Annotated in this window: 25 protein-coding genes, 1 pseudogene and 1 other annotated feature; of the genes and pseudogenes, 10 read left to right on the forward strand and 16 right to left on the reverse strand. The window is 46.6% G+C overall.

Translation table 11 applies throughout. The annotated features are described in order from the left end of the window. Positions 1 to 22: 22 nt before the first annotated feature. Positions 23 to 100 (reverse strand): annotated as a pseudogene (locus ACLJTG_RS04880) (hypothetical protein); the annotation flags it as partial. A 159-nt stretch (positions 101 to 259) separates the two neighbouring features. Here ACLJTG_RS04880 and sbcB point away from each other — a divergent pair. After that, positions 260 to 1,690, forward strand: coding sequence for an exodeoxyribonuclease I (gene sbcB, locus ACLJTG_RS04885; protein WP_000216699.1), 1,431 nt, complete (start codon positions 260 to 262; stop codon positions 1,688 to 1,690). Between the two features lie 135 nt (positions 1,691 to 1,825). Here the strand turns inward: sbcB and plaP are convergent, their stop codons facing one another. From plaP to ACLJTG_RS04905, 4 genes are all read right to left on the reverse strand, one after another. Next, entirely contained in the window at positions 1,826 to 3,184 is a 1,359-nt protein-coding gene (gene plaP, locus ACLJTG_RS04890) for a putrescine/proton symporter PlaP (RefSeq protein ID WP_001519005.1), read from the reverse strand. Then, positions 3,174 to 3,236, reverse strand: a complete 63-nt coding sequence (yoeI, locus tag ACLJTG_RS04895) for a membrane protein YoeI (protein WP_096335044.1) — start codon at positions 3,234 to 3,236, stop codon at positions 3,174 to 3,176. The genes plaP and yoeI overlap by 11 nt, the downstream gene beginning before the upstream one ends. A gap of 233 nt (positions 3,237 to 3,469) precedes the next feature. Further along, entirely contained in the window at positions 3,470 to 4,384 is a 915-nt protein-coding gene (locus ACLJTG_RS04900) for a LysR family transcriptional regulator (RefSeq protein ID WP_000803316.1), read from the reverse strand. Positions 4,385 to 4,429: 45 nt separating this feature from the next. Further along, on the reverse strand, positions 4,430 to 5,254 hold the full coding sequence (locus tag ACLJTG_RS04905; RefSeq protein WP_000754712.1) for an SDR family oxidoreductase: 825 nt from the start codon (positions 5,252 to 5,254) through the stop codon (positions 4,430 to 4,432). A 162-nt stretch (positions 5,255 to 5,416) separates the two neighbouring features. Here ACLJTG_RS04905 and hisL point away from each other — a divergent pair, with 162 nt between their 5' ends. The 9 genes from hisL to hisIE all read left to right on the forward strand — a co-directional run bounded on the left by hisL (position 5,417) and on the right by hisIE (position 12,749). Then, a complete protein-coding gene (gene hisL, locus ACLJTG_RS04910) occupies positions 5,417 to 5,467 on the forward strand; it encodes a his operon leader peptide (protein ID WP_001364200.1) in 51 nt (16 codons plus the stop codon). Next, positions 5,443 to 5,566, forward strand: a sequence feature (His leader region). It overlaps the preceding gene by 25 nt. Before the next feature lie 46 nt (positions 5,567 to 5,612). Beyond that, entirely contained in the window at positions 5,613 to 6,512 is a 900-nt protein-coding gene (hisG, locus tag ACLJTG_RS04915; RefSeq protein ID WP_000886604.1) for an ATP phosphoribosyltransferase, read from the forward strand. 102 nt (positions 6,513 to 6,614) lie between these two features. Continuing rightward, the gene (hisD, locus tag ACLJTG_RS04920; protein ID WP_000009622.1) at positions 6,615 to 7,919 is read left to right on the forward strand and encodes a histidinol dehydrogenase; all 1,305 of its coding nucleotides are present in this window, start codon (positions 6,615 to 6,617) and stop codon (positions 7,917 to 7,919) included. Then, positions 7,916 to 8,995 carry a histidinol-phosphate transaminase gene (hisC, locus tag ACLJTG_RS04925; protein ID WP_000102715.1) on the forward strand — a complete coding sequence of 360 codons (1,080 nt, stop codon included), beginning with the start codon at positions 7,916 to 7,918 and terminating at the stop codon, positions 8,993 to 8,995. The genes hisD and hisC overlap by 4 nt, the downstream gene beginning before the upstream one ends. Next, positions 8,992 to 10,059, forward strand: coding sequence for a bifunctional histidinol-phosphatase/imidazoleglycerol-phosphate dehydratase HisB (gene hisB, locus ACLJTG_RS04930; RefSeq protein ID WP_079951300.1), 1,068 nt, complete (start codon positions 8,992 to 8,994; stop codon positions 10,057 to 10,059). The genes hisC and hisB overlap by 4 nt, the downstream gene beginning before the upstream one ends. Further along, on the forward strand, positions 10,059 to 10,649 hold the full coding sequence (gene hisH, locus ACLJTG_RS04935; protein ID WP_001103591.1) for an imidazole glycerol phosphate synthase subunit HisH: 591 nt from the start codon (positions 10,059 to 10,061) through the stop codon (positions 10,647 to 10,649). The genes hisB and hisH overlap by 1 nt, the downstream gene beginning before the upstream one ends. Next, a complete protein-coding gene (hisA, locus tag ACLJTG_RS04940) occupies positions 10,649 to 11,386 on the forward strand; it encodes a 1-(5-phosphoribosyl)-5-[(5-phosphoribosylamino)methylideneamino]imidazole-4-carboxamide isomerase (protein ID WP_000586406.1) in 738 nt (245 codons plus the stop codon). The genes hisH and hisA overlap by 1 nt, the downstream gene beginning before the upstream one ends. Beyond that, entirely contained in the window at positions 11,368 to 12,144 is a 777-nt protein-coding gene (gene hisF, locus ACLJTG_RS04945) for an imidazole glycerol phosphate synthase subunit HisF (RefSeq protein ID WP_023194277.1), read from the forward strand. The genes hisA and hisF overlap by 19 nt, the downstream gene beginning before the upstream one ends. Continuing rightward, positions 12,138 to 12,749, forward strand: a complete 612-nt coding sequence (gene hisIE / locus ACLJTG_RS04950; RefSeq protein WP_000954846.1) for a bifunctional phosphoribosyl-AMP cyclohydrolase/phosphoribosyl-ATP diphosphatase HisIE — start codon at positions 12,138 to 12,140, stop codon at positions 12,747 to 12,749. Before hisF ends, hisIE begins: the two co-directional genes overlap by 7 nt. An 80-nt stretch (positions 12,750 to 12,829) precedes the next feature. On the opposite strand, the gene wzzB is transcribed toward hisIE, so the two are convergent. The 11 genes from wzzB to ACLJTG_RS05005 form a co-directional block, all read right to left on the reverse strand. Next, entirely contained in the window at positions 12,830 to 13,813 is a 984-nt protein-coding gene (gene wzzB / locus ACLJTG_RS04955) for an LPS O-antigen chain length determinant protein WzzB (RefSeq protein WP_023231304.1), read from the reverse strand. 142 nt (positions 13,814 to 13,955) lie between these two features. Beyond that, the gene (ugd, locus tag ACLJTG_RS04960) at positions 13,956 to 15,122 is read right to left on the reverse strand and encodes a UDP-glucose 6-dehydrogenase (RefSeq protein ID WP_079951302.1); all 1,167 of its coding nucleotides are present in this window, start codon (positions 15,120 to 15,122) and stop codon (positions 13,956 to 13,958) included. Positions 15,123 to 15,358: 236 nt separating this feature from the next. Further along, positions 15,359 to 16,765 carry an NADP-dependent phosphogluconate dehydrogenase gene (gene gndA, locus ACLJTG_RS04965; RefSeq protein WP_198898268.1) on the reverse strand — a complete coding sequence of 469 codons (1,407 nt, stop codon included), beginning with the start codon at positions 16,763 to 16,765 and terminating at the stop codon, positions 15,359 to 15,361. 163 nt (positions 16,766 to 16,928) lie between these two features. Further along, complete coding sequence (locus ACLJTG_RS04970) at positions 16,929 to 18,359, reverse strand: undecaprenyl-phosphate galactose phosphotransferase (RefSeq protein ID WP_000373565.1); 1,431 nt, start codon at positions 18,357 to 18,359, stop codon at positions 16,929 to 16,931. A gap of 78 nt (positions 18,360 to 18,437) precedes the next feature. Next, positions 18,438 to 19,874 carry a phosphomannomutase gene (locus ACLJTG_RS04975; RefSeq protein ID WP_076737177.1) on the reverse strand — a complete coding sequence of 479 codons (1,437 nt, stop codon included), beginning with the start codon at positions 19,872 to 19,874 and terminating at the stop codon, positions 18,438 to 18,440. A gap of 7 nt (positions 19,875 to 19,881) precedes the next feature. After that, complete coding sequence (locus tag ACLJTG_RS04980; protein WP_079951303.1) at positions 19,882 to 21,303, reverse strand: mannose-1-phosphate guanylyltransferase/mannose-6-phosphate isomerase; 1,422 nt, start codon at positions 21,301 to 21,303, stop codon at positions 19,882 to 19,884. A 14-nt stretch (positions 21,304 to 21,317) separates the two neighbouring features. Continuing rightward, a complete protein-coding gene (locus tag ACLJTG_RS04985; RefSeq protein ID WP_000405025.1) occupies positions 21,318 to 22,475 on the reverse strand; it encodes a glycosyltransferase family 4 protein in 1,158 nt (385 codons plus the stop codon). Continuing rightward, positions 22,462 to 23,472, reverse strand: a complete 1,011-nt coding sequence (locus ACLJTG_RS04990; protein ID WP_001060530.1) for a glycosyltransferase family 4 protein — start codon at positions 23,470 to 23,472, stop codon at positions 22,462 to 22,464. Before ACLJTG_RS04990 ends, ACLJTG_RS04985 begins: the two co-directional genes overlap by 14 nt. Continuing rightward, entirely contained in the window at positions 23,472 to 24,671 is a 1,200-nt protein-coding gene (locus ACLJTG_RS04995) for an O-antigen polymerase (RefSeq protein ID WP_023200996.1), read from the reverse strand. Before ACLJTG_RS04995 ends, ACLJTG_RS04990 begins: the two co-directional genes overlap by 1 nt. A gap of 93 nt (positions 24,672 to 24,764) precedes the next feature. Then, a complete protein-coding gene (locus ACLJTG_RS05000) occupies positions 24,765 to 25,808 on the reverse strand; it encodes a glycosyltransferase family 2 protein (RefSeq protein WP_001100430.1) in 1,044 nt (347 codons plus the stop codon). A gap of 1 nt (position 25,809) precedes the next feature. Then, the gene (locus ACLJTG_RS05005) at positions 25,810 to 26,424 is read right to left on the reverse strand and encodes an acyltransferase (RefSeq protein ID WP_001669240.1); all 615 of its coding nucleotides are present in this window, start codon (positions 26,422 to 26,424) and stop codon (positions 25,810 to 25,812) included. Between the last annotated feature and the right edge of the window lie 42 nt (positions 26,425 to 26,466).

The following is a 26,466-nucleotide window of genomic DNA, read 5'->3' on the forward strand; positions in this document are numbered from 1 at the left end:
CCTAAATTCCATACAGTACTAAATCAGAACCAGTAATTTCAGATGGACCGGAATATGGTTTACCATAGAGGGAGCGTAGTTTAGTGTCGCTGATGGTCATTTTAGTATTTTGTACTCAATGATTTTAATGTTTATGTACTCACCATCGCATGTACGAACATTAGCAACAATATCAATTGGTGTACAAATACAATCAATCAACGACAAAATAAAAGAATAAAATATTTCATATACAGATAACATCAGGCGTGTACATCAAGTGACAGTTAAAAACGACAGCATACAGAGCACATTCCTCTTCCACGATTACGAAACCTTCGGTACGCATCCGGCCCTCGACAGACCTGCGCAATTCGCCGCGCTCCGTACGGATAACGACTTCAACGTTATCGGCGAGCCGGAGGTGTTTTATTGCAAACCCGCCGATGATTATCTACCGCAGCCCGGCGCGGTGCTGATTACCGGCATCACGCCGCAGGAAGCGCGTGAGAAAGGAGAAAACGAAGCCGCTTTCGCCAGACGCATTCATGCGCTGTTTACCGTTCCTAAAACCTGCGTTGTGGGCTACAACAATGTGCGTTTTGATGATGAAGTCACGCGCAATATTTTTTATCGCAACTTTTACGATCCCTATGCCTGGAGCTGGCAGCATGATAATTCACGTTGGGATCTATTGGATGTCATGCGCGCCTGTTATGCGCTGCGCCCGGAGGGAATTAACTGGCCGGAAAACGACGACGGCCTGCCCAGCTTTCGTCTGGAACATTTAACCCAGGCGAACGGGATCGAACACAGCAACGCGCATGATGCGATGGCGGATGTCTACGCCACTATTGCGATGGCGCAACTGGTGAAAACACGCCAGCCACGGCTGTTTGATTATCTTTATAGCCACCGCAGTAAACATAAACTGGCGGCGCTGATTGACGTCCCGCAAATGAAGCCGCTGGTGCATGTCTCCGGCATGTTTGGCGCGTGGCGCGGTAATACAAGCTGGGTCGCGCCGCTGGCGTGGCATCCTGAAAACCGTAACGCGGTGATCATGGTCGATTTAGCAGGCGATATTTCTCCTCTTCTTGAGCTGGACAGCGACACCCTTCGCGAGCGGCTTTATACGGCCAAAGCCGATCTTGGCGATCACGCCGCAGTGCCGGTAAAGCTGGTGCATATCAATAAATGTCCGGTACTGGCGCAGGCGAATACCTTGCGCCCGGAGGATGCCGACCGGCTGGGAATTAACCGCCAGCATTGCCTGGATAACCTGAAAGTGTTGCGTGAAAACCCGCAGGTTCGCGACAAAGTGGTGGCGATTTTCGCCGAAGCCGAACCTTTTGCCGCCTCGGATAACGTTGATGCCCAGCTCTATGATGGTTTTTTCAGCGATGCCGATCGCGCAGCCATGAAAATCGTACTCGAAACCGAGCCACGTAACCTGCCCGCGCTGGACATTACCTTTGTCGATAAGCGCATTGAGAAGCTGCTGTTTAATTACCGCGCACGCAATTTTCCCGGTACGCTGGATGACGCAGAGCAGCAGCGCTGGCTGGAGCATCGCCGTCAGGTGCTGACGCCGGAGTTTTTACAACAATATGCCAATGAATTGCAGATGCTTTCTCAGCAGTATGCGGAAGATAAAACGAAGCTGGGGTTGCTGAAATCACTGTGGCAGTACGCAACTGAGATTGTGTAATTGACCAATGCCTGACGAGCATTGTTAATCCAGAGCGGATAAAGAGTGACGCCGCCATCCGGTAAACGTGCTGGATGACAAACAAAAAACCGGAGGCACTGCCTCCGGTTTTACTATTGCCGATAATACGCGCGATTACGCGACGTCTTCGTACTGTGGAACCGGGTTGCGGAAGCTTTTAGTTACGCACGCCAGATAAATCAGCCCGATACCCGCCCAGATCAGGCCCAGTACCATTGAGCTCTCTTCCAGGTTAACCCACAACGCACCAACCGTGAGCGCGCCGCACATGGGCAGGAACAGATACTGGAAGTGATCTTTCAACGTTTTATTACGCTTCTCACGGATCCAGAACTGCGAAATCACCGACAGGTTAACAAAGGTAAACGCGACCAGCGCACCAAAGTTAATCAGCGCCGTCGCCATCACCAGGTCAAAATTAATCGCCAGCAGCGCGATCGCCCCGACCAGGATGATGTTCATCGCTGGGGTACGCCATTTCGGATGAACGTAACCGAAGAAGCTTTTCGGGAATACGCCGTCGCGCCCCATTACGTACATCAGGCGCGCTACGCCTGCATGCGCCGCCATACCGGAAGCCAGTACGGTGATAGTAGAGAAGATCAGCGCGCCCACCTGGAAGGTTTTACCCGCCACGTACAGCATGATTTCCGGCTGAGACGCATCCGGATCTTTAAAGCGAGAGATATCCGGGAAGTACAATTGCAGGAAATAGGTTGCAAAGATGAAGATCAGGCCGCCAATCAGCGCGGTCAGGAAAATCGCACGCGGGATCACGCGCTCAGCATCTTTGGTCTCTTCCGACAGGTTACTGATGCCGTCAAAGCCGGTAAAGGAGAAGCACAGGATCGTCGCTCCCGTAATCATCGGGATAACGTGCGCATCGCCGGACCAGAACGGACGGGTGCTCGCCAGCGTACCGGCGCCTTCGCCTTCAAATACGCCATAAACCACCATGCCCAGAATGACCGCAATCAGCACCACCTGTAGCACTACAATCACGGTGTTGAAGTTAGCGACCGATTTGAGGCTGCGCAGGTTAAAGGCCGTCATAAAGGCCACCAGCGCCACAACAAACACCCATGACGGAATGGAGGGCACCAGCGCTTCAAAATAAATTTTCGCCAACAGAATGTTGATCATCGGCGCGAACAGATAATCGAGCAGAGAAGACCAACCCACCATAAAGCCAACGGTCGGGCTGATGGATTTCTGGGCATAGGTATACGCCGAACCCGCGGAAGGGTAGCGACGCACCAGTTTCCCGTAGCTCAACGCCGTAAACAGAATCGCGATTAACGCGAATGCATACGCCGTCGGTACGTGACCGTCAGTGAGGCCTGAAACGATACCAAATGTATCGAACAGCGTCATCGGCTGCATATAGGCAAGACCCATCATTACAACCGGAACTAACGTAAGCGTTTTACGTAATTCCACGCGAGAGGTGTTTGGAGTAACGTTATGCGACATGGTCATTCTCCTTTACGGCGAATGCCGTCGCGTAAGCAAAAAATTGCCCCATTTTCTGGATTCCTCAGCGACAACAACTGTCGATTTTTAAGTAAGTATCTATCCGGTACGAAGCCCGGCCTCTTGGTATTGAATGATGTGTTTGAAGCAAAAAAATAACCGACGCGTATTAAAACGTCGGTTAGTGTCATTTTTTGCAAGCGGCGTATTCTGCCCTAAATTGAAGTGAAATGACAAGAGAATGCGAGCGCGTTCAAAAAATTATTTTTCATAAGCGATTGATTTTTAAACCGGCGATTTTGCATACACCCCAGCAATAGCATTATTTGCTAAAATTTCATCCCGCCACCAGCCGCTGGCCAGCCCGGCGGTCTGTTCATTCCAGCCAACCCACACCGGTTCATAGACGATTTGCGCCACAACTTTCTTCTCTATAAGCGCGCCGCTTTCCAAAAATCGCTGCGCCAGATAACGCGGTAAATAGCCGCATCCCAGGCCGCTAATTTGCAGCTCCAGCTTGGTTTTAAAATCAAACACGGTAATCGCTTCCTGAGCGTCGAGCAGTTCAGACCCTATTGATCGCGAGGAATGGACGCTATCGCCAACCACAATCGCGCGAAAACGTTTGATCGTCTGGCGGCTAAGCGGTTCCTCTTCATGAACCAGCGGATGATGAGGGGCGACGGCAAACACCAGTTCAAGGTCGCCCAGTCTTGCAAAGCCAAAGCCGGTGTCAGGCGGCGGCGCGCGCATGGCGCCAACAATAATATCCGCCCTTCCCTGCGTCAGCGTCTCCCATGAACCGCCGAGAACGCCATTGACAAATTTAAGGCGCGTCACGCTGTGGCGTTGATAAAAAGCGTCGATAAGCGGGGCCAGAAGAGAAAAGGGAAAGGTATCATCCACACCGATGACCAGTTCGTTCTCCCAGCCTTCATGCAGTTTAATCGCCTGCTTTTCCAGCTCGCGAACGGTGTGCAGCACTTCACGGCCTTTTTCCAGTAGCATCTTACCGGTTCGCGTAAATCGCGCGCGATGCCCGCTACGGTCGAGCAATTGGATATTAAGATCGTTTTCCAGCTTATGAACGGTATAACTGAGGGCGGACGGCGTTTTAAATAATTTTGCCGACGCCGCCGCGAAGCTGCCTTCTTTTTCTAACGCATCAAGAATAATCAGAACGTCCAGCAGTGGTTTCATACTCGTCCCCTTGCGCTATATGGCGACCACCTGCTGGACAGCGACTCACTCCATCGGCATCACCAGCGGATCGGGATATTGATATTCAAATCCCAGCTCATTACAAATCCGGCTACCGTCGATAATCTTCCCTTTGCCGTTGTCCGGTGCGTCACGAAAATGCGGCGGCGCCATTCCCAGCAAGCGCGTCATTTGCGGATAAAACACGTTGCGGGCTGGATGCGCCGGCGCACATATATTATAGATGTGCCCCCCTTTTGGCGCCTGTAGCAAGAGGGTAATTGCGCCAACCACGTCTTCAAGATGCACCAGATTGACCCCGTGTTGACCATCCGGCGCGGTTTTTCCGGCAAAGAAACGACCGGGATGGCGTCCAGGCCCGACCAACCCCGCCAGCCGCAGAATATCTACTGACGTGCCCGGCAGATTATGCAGCCAATCTTCCAGTTCCTTCAGGGTACGCCCGCTGGCCGTGACCGGATTACGCGGCGTATTCTCTTTCACCACGCCTTGCGCATCGCCGTAAACAGACGTCGAACTGGTAAAAATAATACGCGGGATACGATAAGCCAGCGCACTGTCGACCAGCTCCTGCATCGCCTGCAGATAAAAATCCTCTCCTGGACCGCTACGGCGCGCGGGCAGTGTTATCACCAGCGCATCGACATCCAGCAGAGCGTCAAGATCGTCCGCCTCACAGACCAGCTCCGGCTCCAGACGCAGCGGATAGCTTTCAATTCCACTCATACGGGCCGCTTCCACCCCGTCAAGGGTGGTTTTGCTGCCGGTAACCTGCCAGCCTCTCGCTGCCAGCGACATTGCCAGCGGCATGCCTAACCAACCTAAACCGACAATTGCGACCTTTTTCATCCATTTTCTCCTGACTTTAACGCCTTATACATAAGGCTACGCCAGCCCGCCGTGACTGACAATTCATACTATAAATGCGAAATGAAAAAAGCGCTTGCTTTAAGGCGTAAAAGTGGTTTAGGTTAAAAGGTATCAAATGAATAAGCATTCATCGGAATTTTTATGACACGCGTTCAATTTAAACACCACCATCATCACCATCATCCTGACTAGTCTTTCAGGCGATGTGTGCTGGAAGACATTCAGATCTTCCAGTGGTGCATGAACGCATGAGAAAGCCCCCGGAAGATCATCTTCCGGGGGCTTTTTTTTGGCGCGCGATACAGACCGGTTCAGACAGGATAAAGAGGAACGCAGAATGTTAGACAACACCCGCTTACGCATAGCTATTCAGAAATCAGGCCGTTTAAGCGATGATTCACGAGAATTGCTGGCCCGCTGCGGCATAAAAATTAATTTACACACTCAGCGCCTGATTGCGATGGCGGAAAACATGCCGATTGATATCCTGCGCGTGCGTGATGATGACATTCCGGGTCTGGTGATGGATGGCGTGGTCGATCTCGGCATTATCGGCGAAAACGTGCTGGAAGAAGAGCTACTCAACCGCCGCGCGCAGGGCGAAGATCCACGCTATTTAACCCTGCGCCGTCTTGACTTCGGCGGCTGCCGTTTATCACTGGCAACGCCGGTTGACGAAGCCTGGGACGGCCCGGCGGCGCTGGACGGTAAACGTATCGCTACCTCTTATCCGCACCTCCTCAAACGCTACCTCGACCAGAAAGGCGTCTCTTTTAAATCGTGTCTGTTAAATGGTTCTGTCGAAGTCGCGCCGCGCGCGGGGCTGGCCGACGCTATCTGCGATTTGGTCTCTACCGGCGCGACGCTTGAAGCTAACGGCCTGCGTGAAGTCGAAGTTATCTACCGCTCTAAAGCCTGTCTGATTCAGCGCGACGGTGAGATGGCACAGAGCAAGCAGCAGCTGATCGATAAATTGCTGACCCGTATTCAGGGCGTGATTCAGGCGCGCGAATCGAAATACATCATGATGCACGCGCCAAGTGAACGCCTGGAAGAGGTTATCGCCCTGCTGCCAGGCGCTGAAAGGCCGACAATTCTGCCGCTGGCGGGCGAGCAACAGCGCGTGGCGATGCACATGGTCAGCAGCGAAACGCTGTTCTGGGAAACCATGGAGAAACTGAAAGCGCTTGGCGCCAGCTCGATTCTGGTACTGCCGATCGAGAAGATGATGGAGTGATCTGACGCCTGATGGCGCTGCGCTTATCAGGCCTACGTAATGCGTTGATATTTTGGGTTCTGTAGGCCAGATAAGGCGGAACCCTGTGATGGAGTAAAGACCATGAGTTTCAATACCCTGATTGACTGGAACAGCTGTAGCCCTGAACAGCAGCGTGCGCTGCTGACGCGTCCGGCGATTTCCGCCTCTGACAGTATTACCCGGACGGTCAGCGATATTCTGGATAATGTAAAAACGCGCGGTGACGATGCCCTGCGTGAATACAGCGCTAAATTTGATAAAACAGAAGTGACAGCGCTACGCGTCACCCCTGAAGAAATCGCCGCCGCCGGCGCGCGTCTGAGCGACGAATTAAAACAGGCGATGGCCGCTGCCGTCAAAAATATTGAAACGTTCCATTCCGCGCAGACGCTACCGCCTGTAGATGTGGAAACCCAGCCAGGCGTACGTTGTCAGCAGGTTACGCGTCCCGTCGCGTCTGTCGGTCTTTATATTCCCGGCGGCTCGGCTCCGCTCTTCTCAACGGTGCTGATGCTGGCAACGCCGGCGCGCATTGCGGGATGTCAGAACGTGGTTCTGTGCTCGCCGCCGCCCATCGCTGATGAAATCCTCTATGCGGCACAACTGTGTGGCGTGCAGGAAATCTTTAACGTCGGCGGCGCGCAGGCGATTGCCGCTCTGGCCTTCGGCAGCGAGTCCGTACCGAAAGTGGATAAAATTTTTGGCCCCGGCAACGCCTTTGTAACCGAAGCCAAACGTCAGGTCAGCCAGCGTCTCGACGGCGCGGCTATCGATATGCCAGCCGGGCCGTCTGAAGTACTGGTGATCGCAGACAGCGGCGCAACACCGGATTTCGTCGCTTCTGACCTGCTCTCCCAGGCTGAGCACGGCCCGGATTCCCAGGTGATCCTGCTGACGCCTGATGCTGACATTGCCCGCAAGGTGGCGGAGGCGGTAGAACGTCAACTGGCGGAACTGCCGCGCGCGGACACCGCCCGGCAGGCCCTGAGCGCCAGTCGTCTGATTGTGACCAAAGATTTAGCGCAGTGCGTCGCCATCTCTAATCAGTATGGGCCGGAACACTTAATCATCCAGACGCGCAATGCGCGCGATTTGGTGGATGCGATTACCAGCGCAGGCTCGGTATTTCTCGGCGACTGGTCGCCGGAATCCGCCGGTGATTACGCTTCCGGAACCAACCATGTTTTACCGACCTATGGCTATACTGCTACCTGTTCCAGCCTTGGGTTAGCGGATTTCCAGAAACGGATGACCGTTCAGGAACTGTCGAAAGCGGGCTTTTCCGCTCTGGCATCAACCATTGAAACATTGGCGGCGGCAGAACGTCTGACCGCCCATAAAAATGCCGTGACCCTGCGCGTAAACGCCCTCAAGGAGCAAGCATGAGCACTGAAAACACTCTCAGCGTCGCTGACTTAGCCCGTGAAAATGTCCGCAACCTGGTACCGTATCAGTCCGCCCGCCGTCTGGGCGGTAATGGCGATGTCTGGCTGAACGCGAATGAATTCCCGACAGCGGTGGAGTTTCAGCTCACCCAACAAACGCTTAACCGCTACCCGGAATGCCAGCCAAAGGCCGTGATTGAAAACTACGCGCAATATGCTGGCGTAAAGCCGGAGCAGGTGCTGGTCAGCCGCGGCGCGGATGAAGGGATCGAGCTGGTGATCCGCGCCTTCTGTGAACCGGGGAAAGACGCCATTCTCTACTGTCCGCCCACTTACGGTATGTACAGCGTCAGCGCCGAAACCATTGGCGTAGAGCGCCGGACGGTTCCCGCGCTTGAAAACTGGCAGCTGGATCTACAGGGGATTTCCGACAACCTTGACGGCACAAAAGTGGTATTCGTTTGTAGCCCCAATAACCCCACCGGGCAACTTATCAACCCGCAGGATCTGCGCACGCTGCTGGAGTTGACACGCGGTAAAGCGATAGTCGTCGCCGACGAAGCTTATATTGAGTTTTGCCCACAGGCCACGCTGACAGGCTGGCTGGTTGAATATCCTCATCTGGTTATCCTGCGCACATTGTCGAAAGCTTTTGCGCTGGCGGGTCTGCGCTGCGGCTTTACGCTGGCTAATGAAGAGGTGATCAACCTGCTGTTAAAAGTGATCGCCCCTTATCCGCTTTCTACGCCAGTGGCGGATATCGCCGCCCAGGCGCTGAGTCCGCAGGGAATAAACGCAATGCGCGATCGCGTGGCGCAGACAGTGCAGGAACGTCAGTATCTGGTGAATGCCCTGCAACAGACCGCCTGCGTAGAACACGTCTTTGACTCTGAAACCAACTATATTCTGGCGCGGTTTACCGCCTCCAGCAGCGTGTTTAAATCCTTATGGGATCAGGGCATTATCTTACGCGATCAGAATAAACAACCTTCTTTAAGCGGCTGCCTGCGGATTACGGTCGGCACCCGCCAGGAAAACCAGCGCGTCATTGACGCCTTACGTGCGGAGCCAGTATGAGTCAGAAGTATCTTTTCATCGACCGGGACGGAACCTTGATTTCCGAACCGCCAAGCGATTTTCAGGTAGACCGCTTTGATAAACTGGCCTTTGAGCCAGAGGTGATTCCCGTATTGCTGAAGCTGAAAAAAGCCGGTTTTAAGCTGGTGATGATCACTAACCAGGATGGACTTGGCACGCAAAGCTTCCCGCAGGCGGACTTCGACGGACCGCACAACCTGATGATGCAGATTTTCACCTCTCAGGGCGTATGCTTTGATGAGGTGCTGATCTGCCCTCACCTGCCCGCAGACGACTGCGACTGCCGCAAGCCCAAAGTGAAGCTGGTGGAGCGTTATCTTGCGGAACAAGCGATGGATAGCGCCAACAGCTATGTGATTGGCGATCGTGCAACCGATATCCAGCTCGCTGATAATATGGGCATTACTGGTTTACGCTATCACCGTGAAACGCTGAACTGGACGATGATTGGCGAACAGCTAACGAAACGCGATCGCTATGCGCATGTGGTCCGCAACACCAAAGAGACACAGATTAATGTCAGCGTCTGGCTGGATCGCGAAGGCAACAGCAAGATTAATACCGGCGTCGGCTTCTTTGACCATATGCTCGATCAAATCGCCACCCACGGCGGCTTTCGCATGGAGATTACCGTTAAGGGCGATCTCTATATCGACGATCACCACACGGTAGAAGATACCGGACTGGCGCTCGGTGAGGCATTAAAACTGGCACTTGGCGACAAACGCGGTATCTGTCGTTTTGGCTTTGTACTGCCGATGGATGAATGTCTGGCGCGCTGCGCGCTGGATATTTCCGGTCGTCCGCATCTGGAATATAAAGCTGAATTTACCTACCAACGTGTGGGCGATTTGAGCACAGAGATGATTGAACACTTTTTCCGCTCACTCTCTTACACGATGGGCGTCACTCTGCATCTCAAGACTAAAGGTAAAAACGATCACCACCGTGTCGAAAGTTTGTTTAAAGCCTTTGGTCGGACGCTACGCCAGGCTATTCGCGTGGAGGGCGATACATTACCGTCCTCGAAAGGAGTGCTGTGATGAACGTCGTCATCCTTGACACCGGCTGCGCCAATTTAAGCTCGGTAAAATCCGCCGTGGCGCGCCACGGTTACACCCCGGTGGTCAGCCGCGAAGCGGAAATCGTATTACGCGCTGACAAACTCTTTCTGCCCGGCGTCGGCACGGCGCAGGCCGCTATGGATCAACTGCGCGAACGTGAACTGATCGACTTAATTAAAGCGTGTACTCAGCCGGTACTGGGTATCTGCTTAGGGATGCAACTGCTGGGTCGTCGCAGCGAAGAGACGCGCGGCGTGGATCTGCTGAACATTATCGAACAAGACGTGCCGAAAATGACCGACTTTGGTCTGCCGCTGCCGCACATGGGCTGGAATCGCGTGTATCCGCAGGCGGGCAACCGGCTGTTTCAGGGCATTGAAGATGGCGCCTATTTTTACTTTGTTCACAGCTACGCGATGCCGGTCAACCCGTGGACTATCGCCCAGTGCAATTACGGCGAGCCGTTTACCGCGGCGGTACAGAAAGATAATTTCTTCGGCGTACAGTTCCACCCGGAACGTTCGGGCGCGGCGGGCGCACAGTTGCTGAAAAACTTCCTGGAGATGTAATGATTATTCCGGCATTAGATTTAATTGACGGCACCGTGGTGCGTCTCCACCAGGGCGACTACGCCCGGCAGCGGGATTACGGTAACGATCCCCTGCCCCGTTTGCAGGATTACGCCGCCCAGGGCGCCGGGGTACTACATCTGGTAGATCTGACCGGCGCTAAAGATCCGGCTAAGCGACAGATACCGCTGATTAAAACCCTGGTCGCGGGCGTGAACGTGCCTGTTCAGGTCGGCGGCGGCGTGCGTACCGAAGAAGACGTTGCGGCATTACTGAAAGCTGGCGTTGCCCGTGTGGTCATCGGTTCAACGGCGGTGAAATCCCCTGACGTGGTGAAAGGCTGGTTTGAACGTTTTGGCGCGCAGGCGCTGGTGCTGGCGCTGGACGTTCGCATAGACGAACACGGCAACAAGCAGGTGGCGGTTAGCGGCTGGCAGGAAAATTCCGGCGTCTCGCTGGAACAACTGGTGGAGACCTATCTCCCCGTCGGCCTGAAACATGTACTGTGTACCGATATTTCTCGCGACGGCACGCTGGCGGGCTCTAACGTTTCGCTGTACGAAGAGGTATGCGCCAGATATCCGCAGATCGCCTTTCAATCCTCCGGCGGTATTGGCGATATCGATGATATTGCCGCCCTGCGCGGCACCGGCGTGCGCGGCGTGATTGTCGGACGCGCTCTGTTAGAAGGGAAATTTACCGTTAAGGAGGCCATCCAATGCTGGCAAAACGTATAATTCCGTGTCTGGATGTTCGTGATGGTCAGGTGGTGAAAGGCGTACAGTTTCGCAACCATGAGATCATTGGCGATATCGTTCCGCTGGCCAAACGCTATGCCGACGAAGGCGCGGACGAACTGGTGTTCTATGACATTACCGCCTCCAGCGATGGTCGCGTAGTCGATAAAAGCTGGGTGGCGCGCGTTGCCGAGGTGATCGACATTCCGTTTTGTGTAGCGGGCGGCATCCGGTCAATTGACGACGCCGCCAAAATTCTTTCTTTCGGGGCGGATAAGATCTCTATCAACTCCCCGGCGCTGGCTGACCCAACGCTGATTACCCGTCTGGCTGACCGTTTTGGCGTACAGTGTATTGTCGTCGGGATTGATACCTGGTTTGACGACGCCACGGGGAAATACCATGTTAACCAGTATACCGGCGATGAAAACCGTACCCGCGTGACGCAGTGGGAGACGCTGGACTGGGTGCAAGGGGTACAACAGCGCGGCGCGGGGGAAATCGTCCTGAATATGATGAACCAGGACGGCGTGCGTAACGGTTACGATCTGACGCAGTTGAAAAAAGTCCGTGACGTTTGCCGCGTGCCGCTGATCGCCTCCGGCGGCGCGGGCACGATGGAACACTTTCTTGAGGCATTCCGTGATGCCGATGTCGACGGCGCGCTTGCCGCCTCCGTTTTTCACAAGCAAATCATCAATATTGGCGAATTAAAAGCGTACCTGGCAGGCCAGGGCGTGGAGATCAGGATATGTTAACAGAGCAACAACGCCGCGAGCTGGACTGGGAAAAAACCGATGGCCTGATGCCAGCCATCGTGCAACATGCGGTATCCGGCGAAGTATTGATGCTGGGCTATATGAACCCACAAGCGCTGGACAAAACCATTGAATCCGGCCATGTCACGTTCTTCTCACGCACGAAACAGCGTTTATGGACCAAAGGCGAAACCTCAGGCCATGTGCTGAATGTCGTCAGCATTGCGCCGGATTGCGACAACGATACACTGCTGGTGCTGGCAAATCCTGTCGGGCCGACCTGCCACAAAGGTACCAGCAGCTGCTTTGGCGACGCCAGCCATCAGTGGTTATTCCTGTATCAACTGGAGCAGCTACTGGCAGAGCGCAAAACCGCCGATCCGGCCAGCTCTTACACGGCGAAACTGTACGCCAGCGGTACTAAACGTATTGCGCAAAAAGTTGGCGAAGAAGGTGTGGAAACCGCGCTGGCGGCCACCGTTAACGATCGTTTTGAATTAACCAATGAAGCGTCTGATTTGATGTACCACCTGTTGGTGCTGTTGCAGGATCAGGATCTCAACCTCACCACCGTGATCGACAATCTTCGTAAGCGTCATCAATAAGCGTAAAAAAACCGGGCAATGCCCGGTTTTTTAATGAGAAATTTTACCTGTCGTAGCCGACCACCATCCGGCAAAGAAGCTTACAAGGCTTTTGGCTTATAGCTACGTAGCGCATTGCGTCCCAGCACAATCCCGGCACCGATCATCCCGCCCAGCAATACAGCCAGCACAAGGGTAATGGCTTTTTTCGGGCTATCGCGACGGACCGGCAGCGTCGGCTTCATCACATAACGATAGACGTGCACCGTATCGGCAGTCACTTTCAGATTTTTAATGTCCAGCAGTGTCTGCTTCGTCTGGTAATAGGCCGGAGAAAAGACCAGTGGACGCGTCGCTTCGTTCTGTATCATCGATTTTAGCGCATCGCTCCCCAGCAGGAACATCGTGTCCTGGGTAACATCCTGGGTTTGCTGAATCTGCGGCTGCGTGATTTTGGCCTCATCCGCATAGCGCAACGCTTCTTCGATTTGCTTAATACGCAGATCTTTTTGCTCCTGCGCCACAACTTCCTGCGTCTCAAGGGACTCCTGCAACGTTTTAGTTTGCAGCGTGATGTTATCTTTCAGGTCAACTTCCAGTTCCTTAGCGACCTCTTCATCCACCTGTTGGATATATTCCGCCAGCCGACGCTGCGCGCCTTCAGCGGTAGTACTCACATAAGAAACCGAGAGCGGCAGCGCCTGCCCCTTTACCGACTGTTCAATGGTGAGCTTTTCCGGCTCTTTCTGATTATCCAGCGCTTCCGATAATGCGGAAAACGCAGAGCTAAAGCGGCTTATAAAATTCGCCTGCACTTCAGAGATTTTGGGGGCATTCCCGCCATACAAGACGTTGAGCGCATTGGTATAGGTGGCAACCTGCGCGGCATCAGGTTGGGTAATAATCGCCGTGGATGTCCATTTTTCTTTGGCTATCATCAGGTAGCCTACGGCCAGCAAAATGGCGATAATAACGGCTACAATAATGGTCATCTTCCCACGCCATAACTGTAGCAATAACTCAATCAAATCAATCTGTTCCGGATCGTTCCCACGCCCGGAAGACGTATTACTATCCACTGTCATAGATACCCTAACTAAAAAAAGGATGAAGCTGGAGACAGTGTAGTCATAAAGCAAATATATGCCATAGGATTAATGATAAAAATCAGACATTATTTCCATTTGGTCAATAAATCATCGGGACTCATCAGCCCCGATTGCCTTATTAATCACTACCGAAAAGATCGCGGGTATACACTTTTTCAGCGACATCCAAAAGCTCTGCCGCCATCCTGTTGGAAATAATGACATCCGCCTGCTGTTTAAAGCAGTGCAAATCACGTTCAAGACGTGAGTTAAAGAAAGTTTCTTCTTGCATTACCGGCTCATAGATGATGACCTCTACGCCCTTCGCTTTAATGCGCTTCATAATCCCCTGAATCGATGAGGCGCGGAAGTTATCGGAGCCACTCTTCATAATCAGGCGATAAATGCCCACCACTTTAGGCTTTCTGGCGAGGATAGCGTCGGCAATAAAATCTTTACGCGTACGGTTTGCTTCAACGATAGCGGAGATAATATTATTAGGCACCGACTGATAATTGGCCAGCAACTGTTTGGTATCTTTTGGCAAACAATATCCGCCATAACCAAAAGAGGGATTATTATAATGATTGCCAATACGCGGGTCGAGGCACACCCCTTCAATAATTTGTCGGGTATTTAATCCTAACGTCTCAGCATAGCTGTCTAATTCATTAAAATAAGCGACTCGCATAGCGAGATAAGTATTGGCGAAAAGTTTAATGGCTTCCGCTTCAGTGGAGTCCGTAAACAGCGTCGGAATCTCCTGTTTAATAGCGCCTTCCTGGAGTAATGCGGCAAATTCTCTGGCGCGCTCAGACTGTTCCCCAATCACGATACGGGAGGGATAAAGGTTATCGTAAAGGGCTTTACCTTCACGTAAAAACTCCGGAGAGAAAATGATATTTTCTGTCGCAAACTTCTGACGCATTGCCACCGTGAAGCCAACCGGCACCGTAGACTTAATAATCATCACGGCTGCAGGGTTGATGCTGATCACATCCTGAATGACCGATTCCACACTGGACGTATTAAAATAGTTGGTTTTGGGATCGTAATCCGTAGGCGTAGCAATGATGACGTAATCTGCATTCTGGTACGCATCAAACTTATCCAGCGTTGCCCTGAATCTGATGTTATCTTCCTTTAAAAATTGCTGAATTTCTTTATCAACAATCGGAGATATCCGATCATTTAACAGTTCAACACGGGAAGGAACAATGTCTAACGCCACCACATCATGATGTTGTGCAATAAGCAAACCATTAGACAAGCCAACATAACCCGTCCCGGATATCGTGATTTTCATTATTCGCTCTCAGAATTAACTTAATTATGAATCATGATGTATTTCGCATCCTGATAAGATATTAAAGTTTTAACGCCTGAGTATATAAAGTGCAACGCAGACGAAAACAATTCAGATTATCTTCATTACGATAAACACAGATTATTAAGTTAATATTAAGCAAAAGCGATAAATCAATAAGAATAGAGATAAAAAAAAGCCCGGTATTAAACCGGGCTTAAACATTTTTGCAGAAATTACTCCAACCATTCGGTATGGAAAATGCCTTCTTTATCAGTACGTTTATAGGTGTGCGCACCAAAGTAGTCACGCTGCGCCTGAATTAAGTTAGCTGGCAGTACTGCGGCGCGATAGCTGTCATAGTAGGCCACTGCCGCAGAGAATGTCGGCACCGGAATGCCGTTCTGCACCGCGTAAGCCACGACATCTCGCAGCGCCTGCTGGTACTCATCAGCAATTTTCTTGAAGTAAGGCGCTAACAGCAAGTTAGCGATATCGGCGTTTTCTGCGTAAGCATCGGTGATCTTCTGCAGGAACTGAGCGCGAATGATACAGCCCGCCCGGAAAATCTTAGCAATCTCGCCGTAGTTGAGATCCCAGTGATATTCATCAGACGCGGCGCGTAGCTGTGAGAAGCCCTGCGCATAGGAGACGATCTTGCCAAGATACAGCGCGCGACGCACTTTCTCGATAAATTCCGCTTTGTCGCCTGCCGGTTGCGCTTTCGGCCCGGAGAGCACTTTAGATGCGGCAACACGTTGCGCTTTCAACGAAGAGATGTAACGCGCAAAGACAGATTCGGTAATCAGCGACAGCGGTTCGCCCAGATCCAGCGCGCTCTGGCTGGTCCATTTACCGGTCCCTTTGTTGGCGGCTTCATCAAGAATGATATCCACCAGGTAGTTTCCGTCTTCATCTTTTTTAGTGAAGATGTCTTTAGTGATGTCGATCAGATAACTGCTCAGCTCGCCGTTATTCCACTCGGTAAAAGTGTTCGCCAACTCTTCATTGCTGAGGTTCAGGCCGCCTTTCAGCAGGGAGTAAGCTTCAGCGATAAGCTGCATATCGCCATATTCAATACCATTGTGGACCATCTTGACGTAGTGACCAGCACCATCGGCGCCGATATAGGTCACGCACGGTTCGCCATCTTCCGCCACAGCAGCAATCTTCGTCAGGATCGGCGCCACCAGTTCATAGGCATCTTTCTGACCGCCAGGCATGATAGATGGCCCTTTCAGCGCGCCCTCTTCACCACCGGAAACACCGGTACCGATAAAGTTAAAACCTTCCGCAGACAGCTCACGATTGCGACGGATTGTGTCCTGGAAGAAGGTGTTACCGCCATCAATAATGATATCGCCTTTTTCCAGATACGGTTTCAGCGAATCGATAGCTGCATCAGTACCTGCGCCCGCTTTCACCATTAACAGGATACGACGAGGCGTTTCGAGGGATTCAACAAACTCTTTCACCGTGTAATAAGGCACCAGCTTTTTGCCGGGATTCTCGGCAATCACTTCTTCGGTCTTTTCACGGGAGCGGTTGAAAACGGAGACGGTATAACCACGGCTTTCGATGTTGAGCGCGAGGTTGCGCCCCATCACTGCCATACCGACGACGCCGATCTGTTGCTTGGACATTACATACTCCTGTCAGGTGTGGAAACCCTGCCACAAACGGTCATGGCAGGTTAAAGGTGAATAGTATGTTAACTCAAAGGTATGATATTAAGGTAGCGATTGATGCGTTCAGATTTTACGCAGGCTATTTTATACAATTATTATTCAGTACTTCTCGGTAAGCTTAATACGCACCATCTCGCCGCAAAACAACTTTCGCTGTTTTAAACAGAATGGCAATATCATTCCAAAGCGTCCAGTTTTTAACATACCAGGAATCAAAATAAACACGAGTGTCATAATCAACATCATTACGCCCACTCACTTGCCATAGACCTGTCATGCCCGGCTTTGCCATCAAATAATAATCAACATCATCACAATAACGCTCCAGTTCATCCGAAACGATAGGTCGTGGTCCAACCAGGCTCATATCACCTTTTAGTACATTAAAAAGTTGTGGCAACTCATCAAGGCTAGTTTTACGTATAAATCGACCTACAGCTGTGATTCGAGGATCATTTTTCAGTTTAAAATCTTTCTCCCATTCAGCCCTGGCAATAGGATCGTTAGCCAAAAGTTCTTTTAGTACCTCTTGAGAATTCATAACCATAGAACGAAATTTGTAGCATGGAAAAAGTTTTCCATGCCGACCTACTCGCTGGTGACCATAAATAGCCGGACCACCATCTCGAGTAACTTTATACCACAGATAAATCATAAGTGGTGATGCAATTATAAGAATCATTATTGAACAAACAATATCAAATGTCCGTTTGAGAAAACGGGACGACCTTTTAGCCAAGTTATTTTGTATCCTTAATAACATAACTTCATGGCTAAAGATAAAAGACATATCAGTATTATATAATGGCAATCCTCTAAACGAGGGGACTACAGTAACAGAACGACAATGATGTTTTGAAAGTTCACGTAGCCAAAAATGTGTTTTCTCCAACTCGGTGTATTCATAAGCAAGGATATAATGGACATCACCTGTACGATTTAAATCCCAAATAGTCTCAGTGTCCTTTATCACCGGCAACATATTTATTTCAGCATCTGACGCATCCGTATCAAAAAAAGCGATAACATCAAACCCCATCATCTCCTCACTTTGCAGCGCAGAATATGCACCACGAGCATTCTGTCCGCTCCCCAGGATGATAGTTTTTTTCTTCCAGATACCTAGCTTGTTCAATAAATGCTTTGTAAGTGCGCGAAAAAAAGGCACCAGGATTATGGCAAAAGTCCAACAAAACACCCAGACATAGCGTGAAAACTGCCATTTTGTAAAAGCAATTAAAGCCAAATCAAACACAGCAAAAATAACGATAGTACGAATAACCTCTTTCAACTCATACCAGAATGGCTTTCGATATGTATAGTGACGCAGCCGAACCCAAAACCATCCAACGCATACTATAGATAGAATAAAATGTGATATAAATCGATTATCCAATTGCTCTTGTGGTACAAATCGCTGAACTTCATCAAAGATTAAATATACAACACCTAGCGATGCCCATAAGGCTACATTAAAAAACAATAAATCTGATATAGCCAATAATATTTTGCATAAATTTGGGTTATACTTATTATCAAAACGATCCATTTAATTCTCACCCTCAACCTGGGTACCAGATAACCAGACAAAGTATTACTGGAAAGAAACGCTCTATATCAACAGCCATTAAGCTCTACCCAGTTTGCTTTTGATATTAGAGAGAACAGTTTCAACAATATTACATGCATCCTCTTGCGAGTCAGCCTCCGCATAGCAACGCAACTCAGGGGCATTGCCTGAAGGTCGTAAATGAATAATATTATTGTTATCGATAGTGATTCTAAAGCCATCAGTAACATCAGAATGTAATATATGATGGTTATTAAAACCAATATACTGCAAAAAATCCTCTTGATCTGTCAGACCAAGATTTATTAGAGACATACTTGTTTTAACACTTATATCCTGTAATCTGTTTGAATAGGTATAGCGAGCAGGAAGTTTTTTAACAAGCTCACTAATACTTTTGTCCTTGCTACCAAACAGAAGCATAATGGCAGGTAATAAAGCATCACGTGTTGGTAATGCCTTAAGTAAACGCTGATTAATATAAACATCGCTACCTAGCAGAAAGCCACCATTCGCTTCAAAACCAGCTATACAATTATAGTTTGCAGATAATTTAGCAAATGCTGCAATCACATAGGGTGAACCAATCTTTGTTCGTTCCACATGTTTAAAAAAGTTACCAGATGAGATTGTACTGTTGCAGCTTACAGGAATAGCGACTGCATCAGCAGCTAATTCGAGAGAGCACAGAAGGCCTAATATATCTCCTCTTAACCAATTTCCATATTCGTCAGCTATCAGAGGGCGATCTCCATCACCATCAGTTGAAAATATAGCATCTAACTGATATTTTTTTGCCCATGTGATTGCTTTATTTCTATCATCTTCACTTACAGCTTCAGTATCAATAGGAACAAATTCGTCGCTCCTTGCTAAACTAACAACTGTAGCACCCAACATTTTGAATAACGTCTTATAGAGATCACGACCCGCACTAGAATGCTCATAAATTCCAATGCGCTTATTTTTTAAAAATGGCATTGGAAATAATGAGGTATATCGTAGAATATAATTTCTAGCAGCGATTGTGGAAATTGTCAATTGTTCAAGCTTAGGCTGCATAAATGAGGCTTCAACATGAATAATAGCATTCTCATCATCTTTAGTAATTTCACCATCTGGCCTATAAAATTTCAGGCCATTACGGTCAAAAGGGATATGACTGCCAGTAACCATGATTGCAGGTACTTTATCGGAAATTGATTGATGAGCTAAAGCAGGTGTTGGAATTACGCCATAGTAAACGGTTTTAATTCCTTTTTCTTGCAAAGCAGCGGCACAAGCTTGAGCCATCGCGTAACTGCTTGGACGATTATCAATTGCGAGCGCAACCGTTGTAAATGAGAATCTTTGCTGCATTACTGTCAAAAAGGAAATGGTAAATGCTGCGCAAACTTCGGGTGTAAAATCGGTAACAAGGCCGCGGGCACCACTGGTTCCAAAATTAATTCCAGATTTGTTGATAACATCGTAAGTATTATATATATTTTTCATCAATTCATTACTCCAGATATCCAGAATGTTTCTCCAGGCGAATAATATCATCCTCCGCAAGATAGGTGCCAGATTGAATTTCTATTAGTTCTAATGGAATAGTCGCGGGGTTTTTTAACGTATGAACTGTATTAGCAGGTATAAATGTTGATTCATTCTCCGAAATTGTAAAAATTTCTTCCCCCTTAGTAATACAAGCAGTACCAGATACCACTATCCAATGCTCAGCACGATGGAGATGCATCTGAGCAGCAAACTTCGCGCCTGGTTTAACAGTTATTCTTTTAACTAAATAATTATCGCCACTATGAATTACGCTAAATTTTCCCCACGGTCGGAAAACCTCTAAATGTTTTTTATGTTCGTTTCTATTATTAGCTTTTAAATAATCAACAACTTTTTTAACATCCTGGACTGAATCTTTATCAGATACTAATAATGCATCTGCTGTCTGCACGATAACTAAATTATTTACTCCGATTGTACTAATAAACGATTTTTCAGAATAGATATAATTATCTTTACTATTATATGCAAAAATATCGCCATGTAATACATTACGTTGTGGATCTTTCTTAGAAATATCCCACAGTGAAGACCATGACCCCACATCTGACCAGCCGGCATTCATCGGTACGACAACTGCATGCCTAGTATGTTCCATTACTGCATAATCGATAGAATCACTAGGGCACATTGCGAATGCTTCTTTATCAATACGGATAAAATCAAGATCAGGATTAATACTCCCTACCGCATTTTCACATGCTTGGTAAATATCGGGGGACAGATCCTTTAATTCTTGTAAGTAACTACTTGCACGAAATAGGAACATACCGCTGTTCCAATAATATTTCTCTGATTCTACATAATGACGCGCTGTATCGAAATCAGGCTTCTCTACAAATTCGGCTACAGAAAAAGCATCTTCCCCGATTGCTTCACCTCTACAAATATAACCGTAGCCAGTTTCGGCCTGTGTGGGCACAATACCAAACGTTACTAGCTTACCTTGTGTTGCATAAAATTCAGCGTGATTGATAGCTTTAAGAAACACTTTCTCATCGCGGATGACATGATCCGCAGCAAGGACAAGCAAAAGCGGGTCTTCATCGACGACATTCTGAAGTGAACAAAAAGCGGCCAGCGCTATAGCTGGGGCTGTATTACGCCCCACTGGCTCTAATATGATGTTATTTGCTAGTTTATTTATAGCTCGAAGTTGTTCAGCGACAAGGAAGCGGTGACTATCATTACAAATGACTAAAGGTTCTCCAGCCAAAAGAGGAGTCAATCTTTTAATGGTGTTTTGCAGCATAGATAATTCACCATCTACGCTTAAAAACTGTTTCGGATGCTCTTCACGTGAAAGTGGCCACAAACGGCTACCAATCCCACCGGCCATTATTACTGGTATTAATTTAGACATTCAATAAACCATAATTAACGTTTAATAATCTGTTCTGTTTTGAAAAGATTCCACTTTTCATTAACAAAGTTCTTAAATTCTTGTTCAAATCTTGATCGAGAAAATTTTTCTGCATTTTTTCTACAAGCCTGAGATGTAAAAAATGATGCATTTTTTTCAAATTCACTAACAGCTTCATGCAAAGAAGCAATATTCTGTTCCTTGAAGAAAATGCCAGTCGGTTCCTCTACACCTAGTGGGCGAACGGTTTCTAAGGCCCCACCCTTCCCAAAGGCAATAACAGGGGTACCGCAAGCTTGAGCTTCGACAGGTATTATTCCAAAGTCCTCTTCCGCTGCAAAAACAAACGCCCTGGCGCTCTGCATATACTCTTTTAAAACAGGAAAAGATTGATAACCGAGCAATTTTATATTGTCTGTAGCCTTGCTCTTTATTTTTTTCATCTCCGGTCCATCACCAATAACTACTAATTTCTTTTCCGGCATTTTACTAAAGGCTTCGACAATAAGATCAATACGTTTGTAGGGTACCATACGGGATGCTGTGAAATAATAGTCTTGCTTTTCATTTTTTACTTCAAAATTATCCACATCTACAGGCGGATATATAACTGAAGCCTCACGTCTGTATACTTTTTTAATTCTACGCGCGATATATTGAGAATTAGCTATAAAATGATCAACCCCATTTGCGGTTCGAGAATCCCAAATTCGTATTTTGTGAAGAAGCCATTTTGCTAACCAACCTTTAATTCCTTTATTCAGGTTAGACTCATTAAGGTACTGATGCTGTAAATCCCACGCATATCGAATAGGAGAATGAACATAGCTAATGTGAAGCTGATCTGGTCCGGAAATAACACCTTTTGCAACGGAATGGGCGCTACTAATGATGATATTAGCATCTGATAAATCAAGTTGTTCAATAGCCAGTGGCATTAGTGGTAAATATTTCTGGTAAAATTTTTTAGCTTTAGGTAAATTTTGAATAAATGTGGTAGTCGCATATTTCCCCAGAAAATGTCTTCTTTGTTCATCCGTTAGAAAATCAACCACCGAATATAACTTCGCTTCAGGAAAAACATGCAGGATGGCAGATGATACCTGTTCGGAGCCTGCATAACTTAATAACCACTCATGAACGAGAGATATTTTTATTTCATTTATTTCCATCACATGCCTCTGTCAGTACCATTTCAATCTCACTAACCACGTTTTGCCAATTGAACCTCTTTGCCCGCAAAAGCCCCTTTTGGATTAAATGCTTACGAAGTTCAGAATCATTAATTAACCTCGAAATTCCTTTAGTAATAGCATCTTCCGAAAGAGGGTCGACAAGAATCGCTGCATCTCCAGCCACCTCTGGCAATGATGAAGTTAGAGAAGTTAATACAGGAATACCACAGGCCATGCCCTCCACTACAGGTAATCCAAAACCTTCATATAAAGAAGGGAAAACTAATCCTAACGAGCCCTTATATAACGATGGTAAATCTTTTTCAGACACGAACCCAAAGAACTTTACACGTTCACTTAAACCATGTTGTATTATTAGTTTTTCTAAATCATTACAAGGATTACCAGTAAAAACGAGTTTTATTGATGGATCAATATCTGCTTTGGCAAAGGCAGATATAACACACTTCTCATTCTTATGAGTTTTTCTGTTTCCTACACATAGCAAATATTTATAGCCTAAATTCAATGGTTTTACATCGGCATTAAATAGACTAGATACCCCATTATATACCGTGACTATTTTATTAGGGTTTACACCTGACCATGCTACTATTCTTTCTTTTGAAAAATTCGAAACTGTAAATATTTTATATGCTTTTCTACAACCGCGCTTTATTATAAAATTATAAAATAACCTCTTAAAAAGAGAGGAATTATCATTTAAATCCAGATGATTTAGATCATGTATTGTTATTATGAACTTTTTCGAACAAAAAAGTGGTGGAATATAGCCAGGAAGAAAAACCACATCAGTTTTCTTTCGCAGAAAAATATTGACTGCTAAACCTAATGGGGCCAGCGGAGAAGCACATTTTCTATATAGTTCCTCCTTAGATATATCACATAGTAGTTTAGAAATTTCATCAGTAAAACGTCCAATCCCCCCTTTATTAGACCAACTAATATCCATCAAAACCTTTTTATTATTCATTATCGCGTGCACCGTCTATTTGTTAATTTTAAAAATGGAATCAAAGCTAAAACTGTCCAATAATATATAGAAAAAGTTGATGACGAAGGTGCTGAACTTAACGCTGCACTTATAAAATATATACTTCCAAAGAGAAAATATAATCTATAGTGCATATTGCTACAATGACTGCCATATATTCTATTTAGTAAAGTTGAAGAATAAAATTGACTTGCCAGATAAATAATATTTATGATTAAGCCAATAATACCAGTCTCAAGGGCGATCCAGAAAAAATAATTATCCGTATTTAACCTATTATCTTTTACCGAAAGCATGTTTCCTGAACCTTGAGTACCCAGACCTATACCTGATGGATGTTCTGACAGGAAGTTTAATGAATTAATTGCCATATCTATCCGTCCCTGTGTAGATCCACGCGATGCCTGAGACGAATCTGTAAACCTACCGATCAAAATTTCTGTATAGTTGTCAAAAATATTAGTAGAAATTGCTAAAACGGGTATGATTATTACAAATAAAGTTATTCCACAAAGAAGCATCTTCCGATTTGAAATTATATAAAGTGCGTAAATAAGCGCAGCAACAAGTATTGCTCCTCTAGTAAGACTCATGCAGATCGCTATAAATAGCACAAAACTAATAATAAGCATCAATAATCTTTTATATCCTTGGGAAAAACACTCCATACATAACAAAACACCTAATGTGAGCATATATCCAAAATTGAGAGCATCACTAAAACCGCCTGTAGCCCGGACCATCCCATCATAGCTATTAATTAAGTTTAATTGTTCTCCTGCATAATGCTCATCATATCCGAGCAATTTAATGAACTCTCCATTCATTAGTACATCAATAATAGATATTGTCGCAACCATAAACATTAGAAAAATTATGTAGCAAACTATTTTTTCAATATTTAAGGATTGCGGGTATGATACTTTTAAAATCACTAATGCTATGAAAACTGCCGGGAATAAAATATAACTCCGCCCCCCCATAATTGCTTGAATTTTATCCGGTGAGAATATAGTTAACGCTATTACCCATAGTATTACCGCCGACCATGAAAAAATAGTAAAAACCAACGGGAAATAAGTTTTTTTCCTATCAATGACAAATCGAACTAGCACTAACGCCACAAAAAATACATTGAGTACATCCCTTAGGATTGCTCCTGGTGGAAATGGCAGCATACCCACCATCCACGAACTAATATATGGAGAAAATAAGTTAACGCCTAATATCGCAGCAAGAAGTATATTCATAACATTTTTTGAAAGTGGAGGTTAAATACCAAGACGCGGAGTACCGCCTTTTTTGCTACGAATGTATTTAATTAAAGCATCATAGCCCCTCCTTTTTAGTACATACCCTAAAAAGGCATGCACATAGAAAAGCTTTTCATTTGAAAATCCCATTTTCCGAAATTTATTTATCATTTTAATATAAGTATAAAGAGGCAAGTCGAGTTGATCTCGAATATAAGGATAAAAATAGTTCGCTAAGTCTTTTCTAATTCCAGCATAAACGCCATCAATTTTTGTTGTATCTTCTATATATTTTGCAATTAGCAACAAGCCTTCAACCATATGTATACGGCCCTCTGGTTTATACCCCCCCGGGGTGAAAACTCCTTTTTCAGTTCCAGCGTTACCAAAGTCAGGAGCCTCTGTATCCCTCGACAATGTCATCACGTCGCTAAAATAGTATCCCTGACCTTCAGCCATTAGCATACCAGCAAGGTACATTTGATAATATAAACGCCCATCAAATAAATCACTCGATAGTTTTTTTGCTTTTTCAGCATTGACAATAAAGCCTGAAATAACTCCAACTCTACGGAAGAAAAATTTAATGGCATCAGCCCCCGGCTGAAATAAAGTATCGTCTGTTAAATGACGAACAGTATCACATAACTCATTCGGATTTTCCTTAAACCAACCATACGCTCGCGTAGCCAATACAATTTCAGGATTAGCCTTCAAAACTTTCACTATTTTTGATAACGCTCCATCTGCTAATAGATCATCGTTGCCCATGATCATGCAATATTTACCTGTCGTCAAACTAATGCATTTTTTTAAATTCTTATCATAGCCTAAATTATCTTCATTGAAATTAACATAAAGATTTTGTTTATTATTTTTTGCTTTATAGTTTTCGATAATAGAGTTTATCTCATCTCTCTGTGGAGATTTATCTTCACAAACAATGACCTCAAAATCATTATTCTTTAAACAATAATCTTGATTATATATACTATCCAGTAGTGGCTCTAAAAACTCAGCTCTATTATAAGACGGTATACAAATACTGATAAAAACATTCATTTTAAAATACCTTTATTACTTTAGCAGGAACCCCACCAATTAAACATGGCTTATCGACTTTTAAATCCTTGACGACTGAATTAGCTGCGATTACACAGCCATCACAAATTTCACTACCAGCCAGAATTACTGCATTATCTCCAATCCAGCAGCAATTACCTATTTTAATAGGAGCAATATCACCTAATGGCTTATTTGCTGGCGGTTCTATTTTCGGACTGCATACTTTATAACTGCCATGGCTATGATCGCCTATATAAACTTTGCTACCAATTAATATATCGTTTTCTAAAATTAAACATGATACGCAAGAAATATGAACATTATCACTTAAACATATACGATCACCTATGTACAAATAAGGTTCAAATTTTTCATCACCATAATTATATACAGCTTCAATCCAGCAGTTATCACCAACCCGCATACTACCCCATTTGGAAGAGGTGTTATTTTTTGCAGAGTAAGGTTTGACATTCAATTTAAAATTCTTCCCAACCATTTTAAAATCATATCCGCTAAGCAGAACAAGAAACTTTGCTTTTGATTTCCGCCTAACTTTACTCAATAATGATATGATAAGATTTAATTTTAATCTTAAACTATAGACAAACATTAGATAGTCCTATAAGTCGTTTTCAGCAAACCATCTTGAATA

Source organism: Salmonella sp. SAL00672 (genome assembly GCF_046552175.1).
GTDB lineage: Bacteria > Pseudomonadota > Gammaproteobacteria > Enterobacterales > Enterobacteriaceae > Salmonella > Salmonella enterica.